Annotated in this window: 15 protein-coding genes; 10 read left to right on the top strand and 5 right to left on the bottom strand. The window is 54.7% G+C overall.

Going from position 1 to position 22,786, the window contains the following annotated elements; all coding sequences use genetic code 11:
• Window position 1: 1 nt before the first annotated feature.
• Together DA915_RS15690 and DA915_RS15695 are read right to left on the bottom strand one after the other, a co-directional pair.
• The gene (locus tag DA915_RS15690; protein WP_107676524.1) at window positions 2-217 is read right to left on the bottom strand and encodes a hypothetical protein; all 216 of its coding nucleotides are present in this window, start codon (window positions 215-217) and stop codon (window positions 2-4) included.
• A gap of 7 nt (window positions 218-224) precedes the next feature.
• Window positions 225-932 (bottom strand): SDR family NAD(P)-dependent oxidoreductase, encoded by a 708-nt coding sequence (locus DA915_RS15695; protein ID WP_371412720.1) that lies wholly within the window; start codon window positions 930-932, stop codon window positions 225-227.
• Window positions 933-1,183: 251 nt separating this feature from the next.
• On the opposite strand from DA915_RS15695, the gene DA915_RS15700 reads away from it, so the two are divergent.
• The 5 genes from DA915_RS15700 to DA915_RS15720 all read left to right on the top strand — a co-directional run bounded on the left by DA915_RS15700 (window position 1,184) and on the right by DA915_RS15720 (window position 7,122).
• Window positions 1,184-2,512 carry a tetratricopeptide repeat protein gene (locus DA915_RS15700; RefSeq protein WP_107676526.1) on the top strand — a complete coding sequence of 443 codons (1,329 nt, stop codon included), beginning with the start codon at window positions 1,184-1,186 and terminating at the stop codon, window positions 2,510-2,512.
• 21 nt (window positions 2,513-2,533) lie between these two features.
• Window positions 2,534-3,016 carry a hypothetical protein gene (locus DA915_RS15705; protein WP_107676527.1) on the top strand — a complete coding sequence of 161 codons (483 nt, stop codon included), beginning with the start codon at window positions 2,534-2,536 and terminating at the stop codon, window positions 3,014-3,016.
• Between the two features lie 124 nt (window positions 3,017-3,140).
• Window positions 3,141-4,772, top strand: a complete 1,632-nt coding sequence (locus DA915_RS15710) for a thiamine pyrophosphate-binding protein (RefSeq protein WP_107676528.1) — start codon at window positions 3,141-3,143, stop codon at window positions 4,770-4,772.
• Window positions 4,741-5,901, top strand: coding sequence for an OpgC family protein (locus DA915_RS15715; RefSeq protein ID WP_256387717.1), 1,161 nt, complete (start codon window positions 4,741-4,743; stop codon window positions 5,899-5,901). The genes DA915_RS15710 and DA915_RS15715 overlap by 32 nt, the downstream gene beginning before the upstream one ends.
• Before the next feature lie 9 nt (window positions 5,902-5,910).
• On the top strand, window positions 5,911-7,122 hold the full coding sequence (locus tag DA915_RS15720) for a CaiB/BaiF CoA-transferase family protein (protein WP_107676530.1): 1,212 nt from the start codon (window positions 5,911-5,913) through the stop codon (window positions 7,120-7,122).
• Between the two features lie 51 nt (window positions 7,123-7,173).
• Here the strand turns inward: DA915_RS15720 and DA915_RS15725 are convergent, their stop codons facing one another.
• Window positions 7,174-7,443 carry a hypothetical protein gene (locus DA915_RS15725; RefSeq protein WP_107676531.1) on the bottom strand — a complete coding sequence of 90 codons (270 nt, stop codon included), beginning with the start codon at window positions 7,441-7,443 and terminating at the stop codon, window positions 7,174-7,176.
• A gap of 456 nt (window positions 7,444-7,899) precedes the next feature.
• Between DA915_RS15725 and DA915_RS28705 the strand changes: the two genes are divergently transcribed.
• The 4 genes from DA915_RS28705 to DA915_RS15745 all read left to right on the top strand — a co-directional run bounded on the left by DA915_RS28705 (window position 7,900) and on the right by DA915_RS15745 (window position 12,944).
• Window positions 7,900-8,463 (top strand): hypothetical protein, encoded by a 564-nt coding sequence (locus tag DA915_RS28705; protein WP_153064568.1) that lies wholly within the window; start codon window positions 7,900-7,902, stop codon window positions 8,461-8,463.
• A 452-nt stretch (window positions 8,464-8,915) separates the two neighbouring features.
• A protein-coding gene (locus DA915_RS15735; RefSeq protein WP_192886567.1) for an IS630 family transposase occupies window positions 8,916-9,859 on the top strand; the annotation gives its coding sequence in 2 pieces (ribosomal slippage) (window positions 8,916-9,252 and window positions 9,252-9,859; 945 coding nt in all).
• Window positions 9,860-9,898: 39 nt separating this feature from the next.
• Entirely contained in the window at window positions 9,899-11,089 is a 1,191-nt protein-coding gene (locus tag DA915_RS15740; protein ID WP_107676533.1) for a hypothetical protein, read from the top strand.
• Window positions 11,082-12,944, top strand: a complete 1,863-nt coding sequence (locus tag DA915_RS15745) for an ATP-binding protein (RefSeq protein WP_107676534.1) — start codon at window positions 11,082-11,084, stop codon at window positions 12,942-12,944. The genes DA915_RS15740 and DA915_RS15745 overlap by 8 nt, the downstream gene beginning before the upstream one ends.
• Here the strand turns inward: DA915_RS15745 and DA915_RS15750 are convergent.
• Window positions 12,886-13,719, bottom strand: a complete 834-nt coding sequence (locus tag DA915_RS15750) for an alpha/beta fold hydrolase (RefSeq protein WP_107676535.1) — start codon at window positions 13,717-13,719, stop codon at window positions 12,886-12,888. The two genes, DA915_RS15745 and DA915_RS15750, sit on opposite strands and share 59 nt — an antisense overlap.
• A gap of 258 nt (window positions 13,720-13,977) precedes the next feature.
• Between DA915_RS15750 and DA915_RS15755 the strand changes: the two genes are divergently transcribed.
• Window positions 13,978-15,300, top strand: a complete 1,323-nt coding sequence (locus tag DA915_RS15755) for a S41 family peptidase (RefSeq protein WP_107676536.1) — start codon at window positions 13,978-13,980, stop codon at window positions 15,298-15,300.
• 318 nt (window positions 15,301-15,618) lie between these two features.
• Here the strand turns inward: DA915_RS15755 and DA915_RS15760 are convergent, their stop codons facing one another.
• On the bottom strand, window positions 15,619-22,536 hold the full coding sequence (locus DA915_RS15760) for a calcium-binding protein (RefSeq protein ID WP_107676537.1): 6,918 nt from the start codon (window positions 22,534-22,536) through the stop codon (window positions 15,619-15,621).
• Between the last annotated feature and the right edge of the window lie 250 nt (window positions 22,537-22,786).

The following is a 22,786-nucleotide window of genomic DNA, read 5'->3' on the forward strand; positions in this document are numbered from 1 at the left end:
GCTAGCATTCTCCCCTGGAAAGATTGGTCCACCGCCAGACGACCAGCGGCCAGAGGAGAACGAGCCCGGGGACCAGAAGTGGCCGGACCGCATAGGCGTCGCGTGCTCCCGGATCGACCTTGTCGAATCCGAACAGCAGAAAGGCGACGGCGACGGCAAGACCGATGCCGGCCCAAAGCATCAATCCTGCGGAAACGGGATCGGACATCGAAACCATGGGACCCTCAGATGCGGCCGGTCGCCAGTATGGCCGCACCAGTGACGATGCCGGCTGCAGGCGAAATGAGGAACCCTATGAGCTTGGCGATATCCGTTGGCTGAACCCAGCTGCTCGTCTTCGCGTTCGGCATCGCCGACCGGTTTTGCGGCGTGTCGATCGTGCCCGGCAAAATACAGTTGGCGGTAATGCGTTTGTCGCGGTTTTCCGCGGCGATCGCTTCCGTAAGCCGGATCACCGCCCCTTTCGATGCTGCATAGGCGGCTTGATGGGCGCCGGCCTTTAGTCCCGGCGCTGCCGCGACATGGACGATGCGGCCGTACCCCGCGTCCTGCATCGGCTTCAGAACGGCCGCACTGATCGTGTAGGCGGTGCGGGCGTTGATGTGGAACAGATGCTCCCACTGAGCTATTCCGGCCTCCTCAACAGGACCGGTCTGAAAGCCACCGACCGTATTGGCGAGAGCATCGATGCGGCCGAACCTGACGATGGCCTTCGCCACCACCTCCTGGCAGGATCCCATGTCGGCAAGATCTATACCCCCGATCTTCAGGATTTGCGTGCCGGGGGGAAGATCTGAGGCGGCGTCATCGAGGGCTTCAAGGCTGCGCTCGACGCAAACAAGCCCCGCGCCTCTGCTTGCGAGTTCCTGCACCACCGCCCTTCCCAGATTTCCACCAGCACCGGTGACGAGCACCACGCTTTCGGTTTTCAGTTCTGCCATTCGATCACCATTCCTGTTCGAGCAACCATCCTTTCCGTACTCTTCGCAATTCAACATTGTTTTGTTACAGGCGTTTTAAAATTTTCCGTCCTGAGCCCGTTTCGCGGGATGCTTCGCTGCACCTGCGAAAAAAATCAAAGGCCGCTGTAACGAACGACCTGACGCGACCGTATTGGGTTTGTCAGACGAAAGCAGTGAACCCGATGGGTTCCTGTCGACGTCCTTCGCCAAGGAGCGCCTAGATGATACGCGATGCATACGGTCTCGGGACCAGCAGTAACAGCCACGAAGCGCAGCGGGCTTTCGAAAGCGCCGTTTTCGGTCTGGCAGCGCATCGCCCGAACGTCAGTACAGCAATCCAATCAACGCTAGCCGCAGATCCGGATCACGTCGCTGGTCATACTCTCAAGGGCTTTGCGAACCTGATCCTCGCCAAGTCTGAACTTACGGCACCCGCAGCTGCCGCTCTCCAGGACGCGCGCGCCGCATTGGCAAGCAAGGACGGTGGCACTGGTGATGAGAGAATTCTTGTCAAAGCCTTGGATGCCGCGGTTGGCGGCTCCTTCGCGCATGCTGCAGATATTCTGGACAATGGCTTCGAGGATCGCAATGCGGCCTTTCTTCCGTTCAAGATTTCGCAGGCGCTGCGCTTCATGCTTGGTGATGCCACGGGCATGCTGAGGGCGAGTACGCGGGCCGTTGATCGTTTGGGACCTGGTACGCCGGCCGTCGGCTTTTTTCTTGGATGCCATGCCTTCTCGCTTGAAGAACACGGACGTTACGACGAGGCGCTCGCTGCTGGACAACGAGCTGTAAGCCTGCAGCCGGACGATTCCTGGGGCCTGCACGCCGTTTCGCATGTCTTCGAAATGCGCGGCGACACCGTTGAAGGGATCGACTGGCTGGAAAATAGCCGCAAGGCCTGGTCGCGTTGCAACAACTTCTCTTTCCATATGGCCTGGCATCTCGCTTTGCTGCATCTGGAACGCGGCGATCACGATCGCGTCCTGCAAATTTACGACGATGAAGTTCGACCGCAACAGACAGACGATTTCCGCGACATGGCGAATGCCGTTTCGCTTTTGTGGCGGATGGAGCAATCGGGGATACATGTCGGTAGCCGCTGGATGGAGGCCGCCGAGGTCGCTTACCGCCGCAGAACCGATACGACACTGGTTTTCGCCGCTCTTCACAATCTAGCGGCGATGGCCGCTGTCGGCGACCGGCGCGGCGTGGCGGAACTCGTCGCCGAGATAGACGCAAAGGCAATGGGTACGGACGATCAGGCCCGCATCGCCGCGGAAATCGGCGTGCCGATGGCGCGCGTTCTGGCGGGACTCGATGCGCCTGCCGACCTGCGCGTGCTGGAAAAAATGGTCGCCAACCTCCCGAAGATCGGTGGCAGCAACGCCCAGCGCGACTTTTTTATCCTTGCACTGGCCAAGGCGGTTGGCGGCGGCGGAGACAATGCCGGTGTGTCGCGCATCGGCCAGATTCGTCAACGTCTGAAAGCCGAAGACCGCCTCTTCAGATCTATTGAGCACTCGGTCAGCATGACCTTGTCGGCCTGACCCCAAGAAGGAGAAACCTTGATGTCTATGATGGAAATGCAAAAGACAAGCGTCTTCCCTGAAATTCAACCAAGCCTCGGCCGGACGATTATTCTTTCCGGACTGGCCGCCAATATAACCTGGGAAATCTGGGCACGGCTGATCACGCCACTGTGGGTTGGCGGACCACTGGAGCCGGCTGCTCTCGTTCAATCGGTGTTCGGGTTCAACAATTTGTTGCTGGCCGAAGCGATCCACGCGATCGTGGGCATCGTTTTTTATCCGATCGGCTACCTGTTCATCGCCCGGCCGTTGCAGCGGCTGATCATCCCCAAGCTGCCATTACTATTGACAGGTATCGGCTTCGGCATCGGTCTTTGGATCTTCGCCCTTTACGTCATGGCACACCTGTTTGGCGGCCAACCGGCATTTCTCGGTTTTGTTACTCTCACCTGGGCATCGCTGATCGGCCACATGCTGTTTGGTACGGTTGTCGCGTTCGTCGTCCGCCGCATGGAACGTTAGACCTGTTGTGGGACTAGGCCTGCCCGATTCCGCGAGCCACCGGGCAGGTTTTCTAACCGTGCAAGGTTTCAGTTACTAGTGAGCACTGAGCACTGCCCATTTCACCAGATTCGAGAGATTGATAGTGACCGCTGAAAGCTTCGTAACGCCGAGAGTTGCCGACATCGTCGCCAGGACGCTTCATGCCCATGGCGTTCGTCATGCCTTTGGCGTGCCCGGCGGTGAAGTCGTCACGTTGATCGATGCTTTGCAGGCCTCAGGCATTACCTTCCACCTCGCGCGCCATGAAACGTCGGCCGCCATCATGGCGGCAGGCGCAAGTACGATCAGTGGCAATCCTGAATTGCTGGTGACGACCGTCGGACCCGGTCTTGCAAACGCCGTGAACGGCATCGCGGATGCCTCGCAGGAGCGTATTCCCCTTATCGTTATTTCGGGCGTGGTCGACCGGCAAACACGCGCCCGCTATACGCATCAGGTGATCGATCATGCGCAGCTCCTACGCCCTCTAGTGAAAGCATCATTCGAAGTCGAGCCGGAAGCCGTCGCTTCGACCGTGGCGCGGGCTTTGGCGATCGCAACGGCCGAATCCATGGGGCCGGTGCATCTGGATCTTTCACCAGCGGTTGCGGTAGCGTTCAGTTCCGACACAACTGTGATTTCACCGCCAGCGCAGTTCAATGCCCCTGCATCGGTCACGGATCCAGCTGTTTGCTACCTGACAGAACGGATCCGGACAGCCGAACGGCCATTGATACTGGCCGGTTTCGAAGCAGCGCGCACGGGCGCCGGACAGGCAGTGCGGCGACTGGCTGAGATGATCGGCGCACCGGTGCTCACCACATACAAGGCAAAGGGCATCATTCCCGAGAACCATCCACTGGCGCTCGGCGGAGCCGGCCTGTCGCCCCTTGCCGACAAGGTTCTGCTTCCACTGGCCCAAACCGCGGATCTCGTGCTTATGCTTGGCTACGACCCGATCGAGATGCGCCTTGGCTGGCTGGATTTCGTCGCGGATCGCGAGAAGCTGGTGGACATCACCAGAGCGGTGTCCGATCACGGCATGCATCATGCCGGCGCGCGGATTTCCGCCGATCCCAAGACCTTGCTACAGGCGCTGAATGCGATGGTGACCGAGCGCAAGACCTGGACAGGAGCCGAGCCATCCAAGGCGAAACTGGAGCTCGACAAGCTCTTCTCGACCAGGACTGCATGGGGCCCTCATGCGATCGTCGACCATCTGAACCGAACGGCAGGCGATGACAGCCTGGTCACCGTTGACAGCGGGGCTCACCGCATTCTGCTATCGCAGAAATGGATCGCTGCAAAACCGCTGTCGCTGCTCCAATCGGCGGGATTCTGCACCATGAATGCCGCGCTACCCCTCGCGATCGGCGCCCAGGTCGCCGATCCGGCCCGGCGGATATTTGCGGTGATGGGCGACGGTGGCCTCGAGATGGGGATAGGCGAACTTGCGACCGTTCGCGATCTCGATCTGCCGCTGACGATCGTGCTGTTCCAGGATCGCAGCCTTGCGCTGATCGCCATGAAGCAGGCATCCGCCGGCCTGCTTTCGGCTGGCGTTACGCTCGGTGAAACGGATTTTGCCGCCGTCGCGCGAGGCTTCGGCGGCTACGGTGTGAATGTGGAGAATGAGGATGAATTTCGTAGAGAGCTTGAAGCCGCCGGTAAACGCAAAGGCTTCAGTCTCATCGCCTGCAGGTTTGACGCAAGCGCATACGACGACGCCTTCTGATCTGGCCCCGGCGGCACCGCCGGCCGGTCACAGGACAAAGCGTCCGCGGGATCCGCGCCTCGATTTTTTTCGTGGTGTCGGCATGCTCATCATCCTTCTCGCGCATATCCCTAACAATAACTGGGCCCTCTGGATTCCGGCGCGCTTCGGCTTTTCAGACGCGACAGAGATGTTCGTCTTCCAGTCCGGGATGGCTTCCGCCGTCGCTTTCGGATCGACTTTCGACCGCAACGGTCCGGTCGCCCTCATAGCGCGTGTGGCGCAACGCATCTGGCAGATCTTCTGGGCTCACATCGCCGTCTTCATTGCCGTCACAGCCATCATGGTCGGCGCGGGGACACGATACGATGGCGTCACCTACGTCGAAAGCCTGAATCTCGTGCCGTTCATGCAGGACCCGGGCCATCTGCTGGTCGGTCTGCTGACCCTCACCTACGTGCCGAACTATTTCGACATTCTGCCGATGTATATCGTCATTCTGGCATTGATGCCGGCGATGATCCTCGCGTCAAAAATCCACCGCTTCCTGCCATTTGCCGCCATGATCATCCTGTGGCTCGCCACGCAATTCGAGCTGACGCAGCTCCCGGCCGAACCATGGTCCGATCGTCCCTGGTTCTTCGATCCGTTCGGATGGCAGCTCCTGTTCTTCACCGGATTTTTCCTGATGCGCGGCACCCTGCCAGCGCCGGGTTTCGATCGCCGCCTGATGGGGCTGGCCGTCATCACCTTGATAGCAACAATTCCTTTTGCCTGGGTGCGGTTTCAGGAGATGCATCCGTTTTTCCAGATGGCCGCTGCGCGGATCGCTCCGCTGACCGACAAGACCGATTTCGGCCTTCTGCGCTTCGTCCATTTCATGGCGCTTTGCTACATCGCCGTTCATCTGGTCGGTGAAAAGGGCGCGCGGTTGCGCGGATCCAGCGTGCGTGTCCTGACCGTGATCGGCCAGCAGTCGCTCGCGGTCTTCATCACCGGGATAGTGATCGCCCAGCCGATAGGTATCGCGCTCGATCATGCCGGGCGAACCACCTTGGCGGAAGCCGTCGGCAACCTGTTCGGCTTTGCCACACTCATCGGCGTCGCCTACCTGGTACGCTGGTTCAAAAGCTCACCCTGGAAATCGTGAGAATCCCTAATGTCTGACCATCAAAAACCCGCCAGCCTCGAAGGTCTGCTCATCCTCGACCTGTCGCGGATTCTCGCCGGACCGACCAGCACGCAACTGCTCGCCGATCTCGGGGCCGATGTCATCAAGGTCGAGCGCCCTGATGTCGGCGACGACACCCGCGGATGGGGGCCGCCCTTCGTGCCAGATGCCGATGGCGGCGACAGTGATCTCAGTGCCTATTTTCTGTCCGCCAACCGCAACAAGCGATCGATAGCCATCGATCTCGCCAGCGACGAAGGCGTTGCGCTTGTCGAGCGGCTGGCGGCTGTCTCGGACGTGGTGATCGAAAACTACAAGCCGGGCGATCTCGACCGGCGCGGACTGGGCTATGAGGATATTCGCAAGATCAAACCGGATATCGTCTGGTGTGCGATTTCCGGTTTCGGTCAAACCGGACCCTATGCCGAGAGAACCGGCTACGATTTTCTCGTCCAGGCGATGGGCGGCATCATGAGCATCACCGGTGAAAGCGATACGGCCGGTGGCCGGCCCCTCAAGGTCGGCCTTGGCATCGCCGACGTGATGTGCGGCATGTATGCCACCGTCGGCATTCTCGCCGCTCTCCGCCATCGCGACCGCACGGGCGAAGGCCAGTATATCGATCTGGCGCTTTATGACACGCAAGTTGCCTGGCTTATCAATGCCGCGACGAACCATCTGGTTTCGGGAAAGGTGCCCGGCCGGATCGGCAACAGGCACCCGAACATCGCGCCCTACCAGACCTTCGCCACCGCTGATGGAGAAATCGCCGTCGCCGTCGGCAACGATCAGCAATTCGAGAGGTTCGCACGGGCTATCGAACTGCCCGAACTGGTTCATGACGAACGTTTCCGCCGCAACCGTGATCGCGTTGTTCATGTCGATGCATTAGACCGGCTTGTGACCGAGGCTCTGCAAGCCGACACCGCCGAAAGCTGGGAGCAGCGCCTTATCGATGCCGAAATCCCTGCGGGCCGGGTCGCCACGATCGATCAGGTCGTGACCAATCCGCATACCTTGGCGCGTGAAATGATCATGCCCATGGAAACCGTGGACGGACAAACCGTCCGCCTGCTCGGCAACCCGCTCAAAATGTCCGCAACTCCGGTTCGTTTCGATCGGGCACCGCCGCATATCGATCAGGATAACGACGCCATACTTCGCGAACTCATGATGCTCGAAGCTACCCGCCGGACTTAAATCCTTGGCACTCACTATCAGCGTGGCCATAAAGATGGAAGCGCACAAAAATCACAGGCTGCGACCGCCTGAACGGTCGTCACGGATGAACTGCCTTGCCGACCGTTTAGCTGTTTCGCCGAGCATCATTGCGCGACGAGCTGGATCTTTCTCTTTCTGTATACGCCTGTTGTACAGTTCATCATCGGCTGCATCGGCAAATCTCTCTATTTTATCGAAAGCTTTCTGCCCGACTATTCCTTTGATTTTTTCACCTAGCCTTTCTGCTTTGTCTGGATCGTCAGGGACAACCCTTTCAATAACAGATCCGGCCTTCGCCAACGCACGTGATTGCGCTCCATAGGTTTGTCGCTATTTCACTTGGTCGGGCCAAAATGCTCCGATAGGTGTGCCTGAGATAAAGAATAAGGCTTCACCAAGCACAAGACATTAAGCAAAACGAAATAGTGAAACGATGCGCATTAAGCCCGTTACCGGGAGCCGTCATCAAACCGGATGGCATAAGCCGCCAATTCGGTGATCGCAAATTCACGAGTTACTTTTTGTTTACGTTTGATGCCATATAATCGCGGCGTTGCTACCGAATGAGCCCGGCATCACGAACGAGTTAATTGTCGTTCGAAGATAGCACCCTCGAGCGATTTGTCGGTCATCATCAGCCCTCACAAAAAATCAAGAATTCGACCGAAAAATTTCCGATTTTAATAAATCGCCGGTGAAATCCAGGCATCTTCGCTTTCGCAGTCAACGGTGACTGCGAAAAAACGGAGCAAGCCATTGAAATATCTGGCAACGACCTGCCTAGTAAGCGAGGCTTCTAAACCGCGCCAAAAGCCCCACGTCTTGGAATTCATTGCCACGAACACATTCGTGTTCTCGTCCGAGACCTTGATTGACGTTCAACGCGGAATCCTTAGGACCTCGAGGACGAATCCTCAGAAAGCAGCTGAACTCCGCGAATGGCTTTCCTCGGTCAACAGCAGTTGGCCTCTTGTAACCGGCCGAGAACCGGAGAAGGCAAAATTAGTCGCAGCCATGCTGGAGTGCCGTGAACTGAAGAATATTTGGCTCCCTCAACCGCGGGCAGCCCATCCCGGTTTCGGATACCACGTCTCAATTGCGGCGGCAGCGATTACATACGAGCTTCCACTTGCAGGCTTTGGGATCGATACCTTTTTGGAGATTGATCGCTATTTCAGCCTACCCGGCATATTCGACCTAAAAGACGAGAGCTGGCGATCTGCTGCAATCGAATGCCGCACGGTCGACTGGAAACAGGTCAGCATGCAGCTTCATAGTTCTCCCGATGGTCGGCAGGCGCATGGAAGGCGGGCGGCCTAACGAAGCCGATAGGCCGCCCGAACCATTTCAACACTCATCATCCAATCAGTAGTCATTAGTAGTATTACTGATCTTCAAGGCGGGCATTGCGTAAAACGCTTTGTCTGCCTTGAAGAGAGTTATGGCCGGCAAACCTTAATAAAACACCGGCGGCGTTGCGTTCACCTGACAGCTGAGAACAGGTCGGACTATAGTCTCCGCCTATGCTGTTTTGGTTTACCGTCAAACTTCCGCGTTCCACACACTGCTTCAGCAAGTCCCTGCGCTATTCACATCTCGCAAAACTACAAGTTGCTATGTATCGTCGTGATGTGATTCGTTTACCTTGGGAAATAGGCTCCGCTCTGATCACGAAGTGCGGCTCTAGAGCAGATCCTGTGATCGATGAATCGATTGTGAAGTGACGGGGCGAGCCGAAGCTGATTCAACATCCACTGCGAAAGAGGTGGCTGATGGGACGAGCACTGAGCGATGATCTTCGACTACGCGTGTTAAAAGCGTCTGCGGCGGGCATGTCTGCGCGCCAGTCGGCGGCGCGGTTCGGGGTTGGGATTTCGACGGCGATCCGGTGGATCGCACGAGCGAGTGACGGTGAACCTACGTCCCGGCCGCAAGGCTGGCGACGGCCATCGGTCCTTGATGCACATGAGACGTTTGTCGTGGCCATGATCGACGACCGGAAGGACGTGACGCTCGATGAAATGGTCGAGCGTCTGTCTGTTGAGCGGCAGGTAGGTATCAGCCGAAGCGCGCTCGGTGCCTGGCTGCGGGGCCGCGGCTGGACGTTTAAAAAAAGTCCGCACATGCATTGGAGCAAGACCGGCCGGACGTCCTGAAACGCCGGCGAGCCTGGTTTGAAGGGCAGCTCGACCTCGATCCGGAGAAGCTGATCTTTATAGACGAAACCGGTCTCTCGACGAAGATGGCGCGTCTGCGAGGGCGTGCCATTCGAGGTGAGCGTTGCCGAGCTGGCGTGCCGCATGGCCACTGGAAAACAACGACATTCACCGGCGCGCTCCGCCTCACAGGCATGACCGCACCCTTCGTTTACGATGGAGCGATGAACGGCAATGTCTTCCTGGCCTATGTCGAGCAAGTGCTCTCGCCGACCCTTCAGACCGGCGACGTCGTCGTTATGGATAACCTGCCGGCCCACAAGGCAGCCGGGGTGCGCGACGCCATCGAGCGCGCCGGCGCCAAACTCATGTTCCTGCCGCCCTATAGCCCAGACTTCAACCCCATTGAAAACGCATTCTCCAAATTAAAAGCCATGCTGCGGGCTCGGGCGGAGAGAAAGATCGATGCTCTATGGGATACGGTCGGCACATTGATCCCCCGCTTCACATCCGCAGAATGCGCAAACTACTTCCGGGCTGCAGGATATGACCCGGATTGAACAGGATCTGCTCTAGGTACACGAGGATGTGGGGCAGGTGTGGGTAGGACAGCAGAATATTCCATCAAAGGCTATGTCTATCAATTTCTGAGGTATCTCTCAGAGATAATCGCCGCTGGCGAAGGAGCGACGATTACGATCGAAGGCGCTATCGAAGACATCGATGTGCACGCGTCCAGCATCACGACAGCGGTCCAATGCAAATATCACGAGCAATCCGAGAAATTCACGCTTGGAAAAATATATAAGCCCATCCTTCTCATGCTCGAGCACTTTTCGGCACACTACACGAGTGTTCCAACCGTGCATTACCGCCTGTTTTGTCATTTCCCCAACGAAAGCGGCACACGGTCCCTTACGCGAGAGGAACTCGATCTAGTGTTGTCGACAACGGCAGACGCGCTGGTCAAGATCGTGAACCGGATCGACCGGTCCGCTGATTATGACCTGTTCCTCAGCCGATTGACTATAGAGTTCGGTCAGTCGGCTGAGGAGCTTCAAAAAACGGTGCTGGCGTCGTTGAAGGCAAAAGGCTTCTCACCTGACGACATCGACGCCATTATTTTTCCAACAGCGATACAGCGCATCGTGGACTTGGCTACCAAGTCTGCAATTTCCGACCGCACAGTCGACCCCGCTGCTTTTTTGGCGTCTCTGCGCGACGCAAAGCACGTTGCCTTCACCCGCTGGACTCGAGAACTTGCAACCCGCGAACAGATTTTCAAGCGCTTGAGAAAGGAGCTGAAAAGCAACCTCAATCGGAACTCCCGCCGCCGCCATTTCGTAATCGATCCGACCAATATCGATAACTTCGATAAGGACATCGTACGCTTCATCCGCAAGTTCGCCGAAAATTACAGCAGTAAATTTCTCCACAATAACCCACCGCTATTCGCAATCTCCGGCGATTACGATGTCGGCGCGCTTGTTACCCGCGTTCACGACGCTGGGCTGAGGTGTGCTGACGGGTTCATTGGGACCTCTTTTCGTGCCGAAGAGCTACTTAGGAAGCCGATTCTCCGCGAAAAGCCGTTCGCAATCGAATTCAACGTACGCTTAGCGAAGCGCGACGCGATTACCGGGCCTTTATCAGTTCGCCCTGACGAGCTGTTTTTAGTCAATGTAGCGGAGGACCCTTGGATGCACGCCGACGTCAACGTCCACCAATTTGAAATCGAGCGCCTTTCTGACCTTGAATATGCGCTGCAGCTACGGAGCGATTATGCTTGAACTGAAAAATCCCATCGGGAGCGTAACCGAGAGCTCACCATCGCAAATTAGGGTCGAGATCGCAAGCGCATCTGAATTTGAAGCTAACAAATCTCAGCTCGGGGTTGGCCAGTATCTGCTCATTGCCTCCGGCAACAATCTTCATTTACTCGCAACCATAACCGCTGTTCGTGCATCCCGCATAGACAGCCGTCTTAGCGGGACAGACGGAGAAGATACCGATAGCTTTGGTTTTCGCTTTCAGATCGACAGTCAGCCTATCGGAACCGTGACCGGCGATGCCGACTTTACCCGTGGAGCGCATTCTCTGCCAGTACCTACAGAATACGCCTACGTTACGCCGCCAGAGGTCTTGAGCGACATATTTTCTAAACACCTTAACGCGGCTTTTCCGCTTGGCTCGCTCGGCATTGCCCCAGAGGTGAAACTTGAGATTGATGGAGATCGATTCTTTAGCAAGCACGTTGCAATTGTAGGTTCCACAGGTTCAGGGAAGTCATGTGCTGTCGCGAAGATTTTACAAACCGTAGTCGGCATTGAGGCCGAGGCCAATTCACACAAAGCCTCGCAGAAAAATGCCCATGTCGTCATCTTCGACATACATGCCGAATACGCCGCCGCATTCAAACTCGCAGAGACGGAGAAATTCACTCTCAATCTCTTAGACGTTGACACACTCAAGCTTCCATACTGGCTGATGAACGCCCAAGAGCTCGAGGAAATGTTTATTGAAGGCAATGAGGTCAACTCTCACAACCAGATTTCACAATTCAGGCACGCAGTTGTTCGCAACAAAGTCCGACATAATAAGGCACTCTCCAACATCTCGTTCGATACGCCCGTCTACTTTTCAATCGACGAGGTTGTCACCTACCTGGAAAATATGAACTCTGAGGTGATTGGAAAACTGACTGGAGAATTTAAACCGAAGTTAGCAGACAACACACTCATCGAAAACCGGGACCTGTTCTATTTCGATAGAGCGTATGAATTCGTGCCGTCCTCAACCTCGAGCGCAACGAAAGCCTCTAACGGTCCCTTCCACGGCGAGTTCGACAGATTGATCCTACGGCTGCGGACGCGCCTCGCCGACCCCCGACTGCGCTTCCTGTTCTATCCCATCAAACCAGATGGCAAAAAGCTTGAAACCAATGATTTCGCCGATGTCGTACGGCAATTCATCGGGTATATAAACAAGGCTAACATTTCGATAGTTGACCTGAGCGGCATTCCGTTCGAAGTCTTGAGTATCGTGGTAAGCTTAATCTCGAGAATGATATTCGACTTCGGCTTCCATTATTCTAAGAATCGACATGTAAAAGGCCACGTGAGCGACGTACCTATTATGGTCGTCTGCGAAGAGGCGCACAATTACCTCCCACGCTCAGGCGGCGCGCGATACGACTCTTCGAGGATGTCAATCGAGCGCATTGCAAAGGAAGGACGTAAGTACGGTGTTACGCTCATGGTTGTGAGCCAGCGTCCTTCAGAAGTGTCAGAAACCATCTTCTCGCAATGCAGCAACTTCATCTCCTTGAGGCTAACCAACTCGATCGACCAGAGTTACGTGAAGTCGCTTCTCCCAGATTTGTCTGCTGGGATCGGCGATCTGCTTCCCAACTTGGGTCAAGGTGAGTTCCTTGCAGTTGGTGATGCACCGTTGATGCCCACCATCGGACGTTTTTCTTTACCTATGCCAGAGCCGCATTCTCGAAGTGTGAACTACTTGCAAGAATGGAATTCAGAATGGCGCGAAATTGATTTCGATGAAGTTATGGATAGGTGGCGAGGAAAGGCTAAAGACCTTGAAGTCGCCCGTCCAGAAAATCCTCAAAGCGCAGCAACACCTCGTTGAATTTGCGGGTCTGCTCCCAATGTAGGGCATGACCGGCATTCTGAATACGGATCGGCTTTCCGCCCCAGACGTTCGCAAAATGGAGGCTATCGATGTAGTCTAAATTGATGACTGCATCGTCCTCACCGTTTATGATCGCAAGTGGGATCGTAGACGTCTCAGCTGTGTGCCGCTGATTGCTACCCTCCCCGGCAATGGCAGCTTCGATCATATATTGGCGAGCTAGGCCATCTGTTCGGCGAACGGCATCAAGAAAGAATTGATCACCAGATGCGCCGCGCCCCAAAGCGAGTTCGATAACCGTGCCGATTTGCTGCTCGGTCAAGACTGCATTCCCCGTATATTCCATCTCTGGGGTCGGCTTAAATCCGGCTTGCAGCCCGTCAAGGTTGTTCGCGATTGGCGGGGTACCGAAAATCAAAGCGCCGTCGACAGAGGCCTCTCTTGCAAGCATTTCGAGGACAACATGGCCACCTAGCGAGTGTCCGACGGCGACAAACCTATCGACGCTCAAGCCCTTCAAAGCTTCAAGCAGCGCGTCCGCGTAACCGGGAATGCTGTAGGTACGTCTAGGGTCGACTGCGTTTCCAGAGGCACCATGTCCGGGAAGATCGAATGCAATGACACGTCGCAGGCCCGCCAGCGCCGAAATCTGTGGTTTGAACGACTCCTTGCAAACGGAGTTTGCGTGGATCATCACCACGGGGACACCAGTCCCTGCCGTATCGATAAAAGCGATAGACCCGTGGCTGGTTTCTATTATCTGGTTGGACATCCCATCTCCTGCCGAATCTGTCCGTCAGAAATCAACAGTTCCGAGTGTGTCCGTCAAGCCACGCGGCTGCGCGCTCGGATATGCAGTTGCTGCGGGAATATCAACGTGATCACCTCGAGTTTCCCGCAGACGCTACGCCCGTTATCGAGCACGAACGGAAGCACTGGAAACAAATCGTTCGACGATTTACATTAAATTTTGAAAAGGTGGTACGCCGTCCTCGGTCCTGAACCTCCCAAGATTTTGGAAAGGCACACAATGATCCGCAGGTTTTCTCTTGTCATCGCCGGCGCATTGATGAGCGCAACTGCGATGAGCATCATTTATTCGTCTGTGGCACCTGCCGAAGCCGCCAATGAGGCTACCTACAAGGAATTAGCGATTTTTGGTGAAGTACTGGAGCGTGTACGGGCGCAATATGTGACGCCGCCAACTGATGACAAGCTTATCGAGAATGCCATTAACGGCATGCTGTCATCGCTTGATCCGCATTCGAGTTTTATGAACGCCAAAGACGCCGATGATATGCGCACCCAAACCAAGGGGGAATTTGGTGGCCTTGGTATTCAAGTGTCAATGGAGAACGAATTGGTCAAGGTGATCGCTCCCATGGACGATACACCCGCAGCGAAGGCTGGCGTTCTGGTCGGGGACTTCATTTCCGAGATCGATGACCAGCCGGTGCGTGGCCTGAAGCTGGAGGAAGCTGTCGAGAAGATGCGCGGGCCGGTTAACACACCGATCAAGCTGACACTGATCCGCGAGGGCGCGGACAAGCCGATTGAATTGACAATCGTGCGTGACATTATTGCCGTAGAGGCCGTGAAATCCCGCGTCGAAAATGATGTCGGGTATCTCCGCGTCGTTTCCTTCACCGAGAAGACCTATGACGACCTGGAAGCCGCGATCAGCAAACTTAAAAAAGACATTCCAGCCGACAAGCTGAGGGGCTATGTGCTCGACCTGCGCCTTAATCCGGGTGGGCTGCTGGATCAGGCTATAAATGTTTCGGATGCGTTTCTTGAGCGCGGTGAAGTTGTTTCCACACGGGGCCGCAATCCCGATGAGACCCGACGCTTCAGTGCAACCGCTGGTGATTTAACGGATGGCAAGCCTGTTATTGTGCTGGTCAACGGAGGGTCGGCCTCAGCTTCGGAAATCGTTGCCGGCGCATTGCAGGATTTGCGCCGTGCGACTGTTATCGGAACGCGTTCTTTCGGTAAGGGGTCCGTTCAGACGATCATCCCAATGGGCGATGTGGGCGCGCTACGTTTGACAACAGCGCTTTACTACACGCCGTCCGGTAAATCGATCCAAGGGACAGGTATCACACCAGACATCACTGTCGAACAGCCGCTACCACCCGAGCTATTGGGCAAGCTGGAAGCCACTGGGGAAACAAACCTGCGCGGTCACATCCAAGGTCATAGCGAGACTGAAGACGGCTCGGGGTCCTCTGCCTACGTACCACCTGAAGTCAAGGACGACCTTCAGCTTCAGTATGCGTTGGACCTGCTCCGCGGGAAGAGGATCAATCAAGCTTTCCCGCCGAATCCGGAAAAGGCAGCTTCCCTCAAGTAAACAAACATCGACTGGCAATAGACTATCCATCGTGTCGCAAATGAGATGGCTAAGCAGCCAGATCACCTCGATGTTGTAATGGGTACTGCCTCCCGAGACCGGCTAGATCAAACGCGGTTGATGTAGCTGTAAGCTTCAAAAGGTCGGCAGGATCGTAAATCGGACGGCCGGTTTCCTTTGCAGCCGGCGGCCTAGATAGACTGGTTACCAGAAAGGGCAGCAGGCGAAGATATGATCATCTTCCTACGCAACGCAGGGTGAAGAACGTATCAGAGCAAAACCGATACGTTCTTTCAAAATCGTCATCCCGACACTTACTTAAACGAAACGGAAATCGTCAGCGCCAAGTTGAGCCCATGCCACGTTCTGGATCAGAATGGAGTTTTCCGCATCGTAGGAAATTTTCGTGTCCGCACCGACCTGGCTCGTCTTCGCAACAAGGTCCTGCCAGTTTGCAAACAATCCATATTCAAACTCGATGACGTCCTGGCCCTTGGTAAAGTCCTGGATCGTATCGTGACCGAAGCCCAGATTAAAAATAAAGGTGTCGCTGCCAGACCCACCATTGAGCACGTCGTTCCCATCTGAGCCATTAAGGACGTCATTTCCATCCTGGCCACTCAGAAAATCATTTCCCCAGCCGCCGATGAGGAAATCATGGCCTTGACCCGCGTGAAGCGCGTCATGTCCAGTACCGCCTAACAAGATATCGTCAAGCAGACCGCCGATGATGGTGTCATTTCCAGCGCCGCCATCAATGTATCCTGCGGCGTTTGGATTTCCGGTGATCGTGTCGTTCCCACTGTTAGATATTAACGCCTCGAAATTTCCTGTTGCGAGCGATATATTCACATCTCCCGTCGAGGTCACGATACCAGTGTCGTAGCCGGAACCTCCGTCGATGGCTTGCGGCAGCAATGTTCCTCCGGGCTTTCCATAGCTAGCAGCATCGAAATAAATCGTATCATCACCTGCGCCTCCTTGGAGGATATCGGCTTCTCCGGCCCGCCCATCGATAATGTCACTACCGTTGCCTCCGGTGAGGTAATCGATGGCTTGCCTCATATTTGAGCCGACAATCGAGACGGAGCGGTCGCCGAGTGCCGTGACCCAATTTCCCTCGACACTACCGCCAACGCGTTGCCCACCATCGTAACCAACATAGCCATCGGCTTCGAGCTTCAAGGCAGGATAACCGCCGACATAGGTTCGAGCATCATTCACCGAAATCGCCTCATAGGTTTTCCAATTACCCGAGGAGGGAATAGGCCCGTTAAGGAAAACGTGTGTTGTAACAGTGTATACTCCGATGCCATCTCTAGTCCCGAATATGATAACCGGTATCTTGTCAGCCTCGAGATACGACTTCTGCGTCTTGTTTGCTGCAATGTAGTCAAAGCTATATTTATTATCTAGGCGAACATCCTCATAGTGGCGCGAATCTATACTTCTATTACCCGAGATATCAGCCTGCGTTCGAATAACTCGATTGTCGCTGCCGGTCACCGCAATATCCGCATTACTTCCAGCAATAACAATATTTGAGCTGCCACTTATCGCCGCCGCCGCATTTTTTGCAACCAGAATAGTGCTGTTGTCGACCCATATCGAATTCGTGTTTCCGGCGATGGAAATCATTGAGCTACTAATACTAGGCCGAACGAGGCTACCCGGCGACAAATCGCCATTAAATATAGGCATGTCGGGAAGCAAATCATTGGAAAAGGCTATGGAATTATAGTCACCTTCTACTTTTATATGCAATCCACTTGCGCTGCTGTTTAACGTGAATCGGGATTCTCCATTGCTTCCGATCCAACCATATTCTTCATAGGTTTGTACAAAATCCTGATCGAATCCGAAGGCTTGGATTGATCGTGTGTTGTCCAGATTTACCGACGTGGACTCTATTCTAAGATCGCCCCAAACAACGCTATAACTAATGGAGTTCCAGGAAGGCACTTCAGTGAGAACGTCGTACCTCATTGTATCTACGGTCGAATATCTTCCGTCTTTTGAAGTGGACGTGTTTACCGAAGTAGTTGCTTCGCTCATAATTGGGTTACTTTGGGTAAGGTTACCTTTTGTTGAGCCGTCGATTGCACTTGTATGTTTCTCAACGTCGCCAGTTGCAGCACCGTTACCTGCTGCAATAGTCGTCACTTTTCCGTCCGTTCTGACGAACTTCTGCCAGCTTTGAAAAAGGGAGCCGTCGGCCAGGAATGTTTGGTATAGTGTTTTCGACGCGCCGCTGGCGTCATAGGTTGTCGTCTCGACGTGGTCAAAATATCCTATTCCCGCAGAATCTTGCTGCAAGACGGATGATCTTCCGTCGGCGGACGTCGTAATGATTGTCTTTTCCCGGATAGAACCGTCACTGTTGGTTTCTACGACTGTCCTGACAACACTTCCATCCGCCCTGGTCGTGGAGATGTCACGCTCTATGCGATCAGTAACGCCGTCCCCATTGATATCCATGTAGTCGGTAATGGTTTGGCCATCCCTGCTGGTAACCGATATTTGACGGTCTGTGAGAACCCCCAAATGGTTGAAACTCTCAACGGTAACGGTTTTTGTTCCGTCCACAGCGGTTTTGGTTTCGGACACCTGGCTAACGGTGTTGGTTAGCAAATTGTAATGCGTCACCTCTATTGTGCGTTCGTCGGCGCTCGTGCGCGTCACAGACTTGAAGTTCGACTCCTCACGTATTTCAAGCTTAGAACCGTCGGCATTTTCGACTGCAAATACTTTTTCATATAGACCCGTAGGGTGGTAGCCTACTGCCGTGGTTGTTTTGGTGAGTCCGTCTGCACTGGTGGAAACTACAGTATCGAATAACTCGTTATCCTTGATCGTCTGTGTGGTGCTACCGTCACTGTTCAGGACGGTTACGTCAGATGCAGTTTCCTCGAATGTACCGTCACCATCCTTGTCCCATCGTTTGGCAATAGACAGGCCATCATCACTGGTCGATTCTTCATATCGAGCTTCAAGTGAACCGTCGGCCTTGAAGTATGAAGTTACCTGGGTGCGGGTTCCATCGGGGCCAACGGTCAGTGTTTCAGTTTTGCTTTGATCAAAAATTCCGTCGCCGTTATTGTCCCAATTATACGTGGTTGTCGCGGCATCGGCGCTTGTCGTCACGACGGTCCGGTCAGCGAGCGCGCCACTCGAAGTGAAATTGCTGACCGTCTGCGTCTGACTGCCATTGGAATTCAGTACAGTGACATCGATTTGCGTCTGATCGACTGAACCGTTCCCGTCAGTGTCCCAGTGCCTAGTTTTGGAGAGACCGTCGTCGCCTGTCGTGATCGTGAGACGACGTTCAAGGCCACCGCCCGTGTTGAAATCAGACGTGGTCACGACGGTGTTTCCGGCTGAATCGTGGACGGATATCTGTGTCTGATCAACGTGGCCGTCGCCATTTTTATCAGTGGTGACAGTCGTTGTCCGCTCGTCCGAGCTGACCGCTGTGACAACCCGTTCCTGCAAGGCACCAAGACTGTCGAAAATAGAAGCCGTCTCGGTGCTTTCGCCACTCGCGCTCAAAACCGATGTTTTCGTTTGGGTGAGGTCAAAGCCGCCGGTCCCATTTGTGTCCCATTGTGTTGTCTCCGCCTGGGCATCTACCGATGTCGTAACCACGACCTTTTCACGGAGGCTGCCATCCCCATTGAAGCTGGAGCGCGTTTCGGTCTGACTACCATCCTGATTGGAAACAACCGAGAGAGTTTCGGTCAGGTCAATAGTTCCATCACCGTCCGTGTCCCGCTCAAGGGTCATTGATCGGCCATCGGAACCAGTGGTGCTGATCGCCTTATCGCGCAGGCTACCGTCACTGTTGTAGTCGGTCACGGTTGTTACGACATCGCCGTTGGCTGCGATGTGAGTCACGCTCCGCTGATCTGTAGTGGTATCGCCATCAAGATCGTATACGACGGTCTCATTGCCATTGGCACTGGTGGTTTTGACGGTCTTTTCTTTCAAAGAGCCGTTACGATGAAACTCCGTGATGGTATGCGTCTGGCTGCCGTCAGCATTGTAGACTGTGACTTCAGTCCAAGTGTTGTCGATCCTTCCCGCGCCCGTTTTATCAACGGTGGCGGTCTGCGAGAGTTCGTTGCCATTGGTGGTCGTGACGCTCTGTTGCTTGACCGTGCCGTCGCCATTCCAGTGCGTTATCGTCTGGGTCTTGCCACCGTCAATTTTCAGAACAGTTGTGTCGGTAATTTTTTCATCAACAACACCATCGCCGTTGCGATCATATTCCACGACACGAATAAGCCCGTTTCCGCTGACGGTTGTTACCAATCGGGAACTTGTCGAGCCATTCGGGTGGAATTCAGTCACGATGGTCGTCTTGCTGCCATCGCCATTCAGGACGACACTTGTGCTCTGTTTTTGATCGTAAACGCCATCCCCGTTTGCGTCCCTCTGGACAACGGTATTCAGATTGTCATCTGAGCGCGTGGTGATCGTACGATCTTTCAGAGACCCGTCAGGATTATAGCCGGACACGGTTTCAATGAAGCTGCCGTCGCTCGCAGTCACTCGCTCGATCTGGCGATCAAGGTGGCCATCGCCGTTTGCATCAAATCGGGATATCGAACTCAACCGGTCGGCACTGAGCGTCGAAATAACCGTCGCGCGCACGGAGCCATTAGCATGATATTCGATCACCGTCTGTGTTTGACTACCGTCAGGGTTAAGGGTGGCGGTCTCGTTCGTCGAGCGGCTGATTGTTCCGGAACCGGCATTGTGCCACTGGGTATTTTTCTCCAGACCATCCGCACTCGTTGTGATGACCATCTTGTCGAGCAAAACGCCAGAGGCGCTGTATTGGCTCGTCGTGACTGTGGAACTCCCATCGGAATTCGCGGCTGACTGGCGTATTTGCGTCCGATCCGTCGTTCCAGCAGCATTACCGGCGTAAAGAATCGTCGTTGTCAGGCCATCGGCGCTCGTGATGGTCGTCGTTCTGGTTTTGAGAGAACCGTCCGGGTTGAACACGCTGGCGACATTCTCGGATTCCCCGGTTGCCAGAACAGAAACCGATTCCACGAAGTCCGGGTCGCCATCTCCATCGGTGTCGAAAGTATCCGATCTCGTTTTGCCGTCGGCGCTCCAGTTTGAAATCGATTTGGCCAGGAGGCTGGCATCGGCATTCGATTCCACAATCGTTTTCGTTCGCCCACCGTCCACGTTTATGATGGTGATTTCTTCTGTGACGAGATCGAAAACGCCGTTTCCGTCAAAATCGGCTTTGACGGTCTTGCTCAAGCCATCCGCACTCAGAGTGGTGACAAGACCACTGCGCAACGACCCGTCGCCGTTGAGATTATTTTGGGTTGTTATCGAGCTTCCATCGGCAGCGACAACTATTCCAGAATTCTGCTTGCTCTCGGCGACGCCATTACCGTCCTTATCCGTCAGTATTTCTTTCGAGCGTCCGTCAGCACTGGTCGTCGTCACCACGCGTTGGCTGACGGTTCCGTTACTTGATTGGGTGAGGACTTCTTCCGTCCTGCTTCCATTGCCATTAAGAGTGACGGCACGATTTTCGATGACGTCGAAAATGCCATCGCCATTCAAATCGGATTTTACGCTTGAAGCGGTTCCGCTTGCATTCGAGAAGACGGAAATGGCCTCCTTTTGAGAGCCATCCTGATTGAGATATCTTATCGTGGTAGTGGTGCTGTTGTCTGACCCGACTATACGCGTTTCAACTTGATCTGCGCTGCCGTTACCATCCAGATCGCGTGTGATTGTGACGTTTTTCTTGTCCGCGCTCGTTGACGTAGCTTCCCTGCTCAGCAAGCGGGCGTCTGGCGCGTAGTTGGAAATCGTTTGCGTGCGATCTCCAGCGCTGTTTATCGTCGTGACCTCTGTTTGGCGGGTATCGAGAACGCCATCCCCACCAATGTCATACTCTAAGGATTTCGTGAGCCCATCAGCGCTCGTGACCAGTGTCGATTTGTAAGCAACACTCCCATCGGGATGGAAGGCGGACGTTAAAATTGATGTCGAACCATCGGGGTTGACGATAGTCTCCCTGTCGACGATGTAGCCCTGACCATCATAAACAAACTGAACATCGGCCATAGTACCGGTCGTACCGTCCGTCCGGGTGTATCCTCCCTGACCCAGTACGACCGAACCGTCTCCCAAAACCGTCCGATTATTGTCGGTCGACAGGTCAATGGACGCGATCCCCAGTTGGTCAAGGGTCTGGAGTTGCTGCGTGCCGTCGGGATTCGAAACAAGTATCTTGAATTCGGACCAGCGTGCGTCACCCGCATCAAGCATGCCGTTTCCGTTCGTGTCGAAAACGTTGGCCAGAGCCTCGGTGTTTGATTTTGCCGTTGGGTCCCAGGACGTAAAGATAAAGGCTTCCGGAGAATTCACGTCTCCCGACCCCTGTTGGTCGAGCACCAGCACGCCGTTGCCGCTTCCTGCCCAAGCGGTTTTGTGCTGTAGCCCGTTTCCCTCCATGTTCAGATAGGTATTTGACGAACCGACCGAGGTTATATTGAGGCCGTTGCCAGTCAGATCGAGAACGACAGGGTCAAACCAGGATTCCACAATATATACCCGGGGTGCATCTGGCTCTCCCTTGAGGATGATCGGTTCTAATACGGTTGAGTTTTCGTAGGGCACCCCCTCCGGAGACGTGGAAGCGGGCTTTGGCTCCGAATCACCACTCTCATCATCCCACATCGATTCAATCGACTGGAAGAAGTCTCCGATGGAATATCGTCCGGCGGCATCCGTGACCGCGTTTCGCAAATCTGAGGCGAAGTTTGCTGTAAATTCATAAAGATCGGCCGACGCATTTGGGTAGTGTTCGTTGACCGTGTCGTAGAGAGCTTCAGCCGCCGCAGAACCGACATACCCGGCCACGACAACGGCGGCCACCCCTGTTAAACTCGGCGTTACTATAATACCCACAACAGCGCTGGCAAATATTCCCCCGGCAACATTTGCCACACCGCTGAGATCGCGATCAGTGGCACCTACTGCAACAGAGACAACCACATCTTCGATAGCTCTGAGAGAAAGTGCCAGCTTTCCAGCCGCTGTACTTTTGATGCCGCCCTTCAGGGCACCCTCAATCAATCCACTGGAAACTCCTACATAGGCAGAGTAGCCCGTGGCCACGGCATCAGGGGTACTGTGGAAAGGTTTCGTCAGATTATTACTCAGGTTGCGGCGAAAATCTTCAATAAATGTAGGCATCAGCTTCCCTTACCTTAGCCAAGAAACTCTATTCGGATATCGAGTATAAGAACCGCCCCAATTGCAGTTATAAGAAACAGAAAGAAATTGATTGCGAGAAAAATTAGGTAGGATATAGGGTTTGATTTTCTGCTGTATATATTTACATTTGCGGCAATCTCTCCACGCTTGATGGATTTAAACAAATGTGGAATGTAATAAAACAAGCAGAAATACAGGCAGGCAACGATAAGTAAATCAAAGAAAAAAT

Source organism: Agrobacterium sp. LAD9 (assembly GCF_003031125.1).
Taxonomy (GTDB): Bacteria; Pseudomonadota; Alphaproteobacteria; order Rhizobiales; family Rhizobiaceae; genus Agrobacterium; species Agrobacterium radiobacter.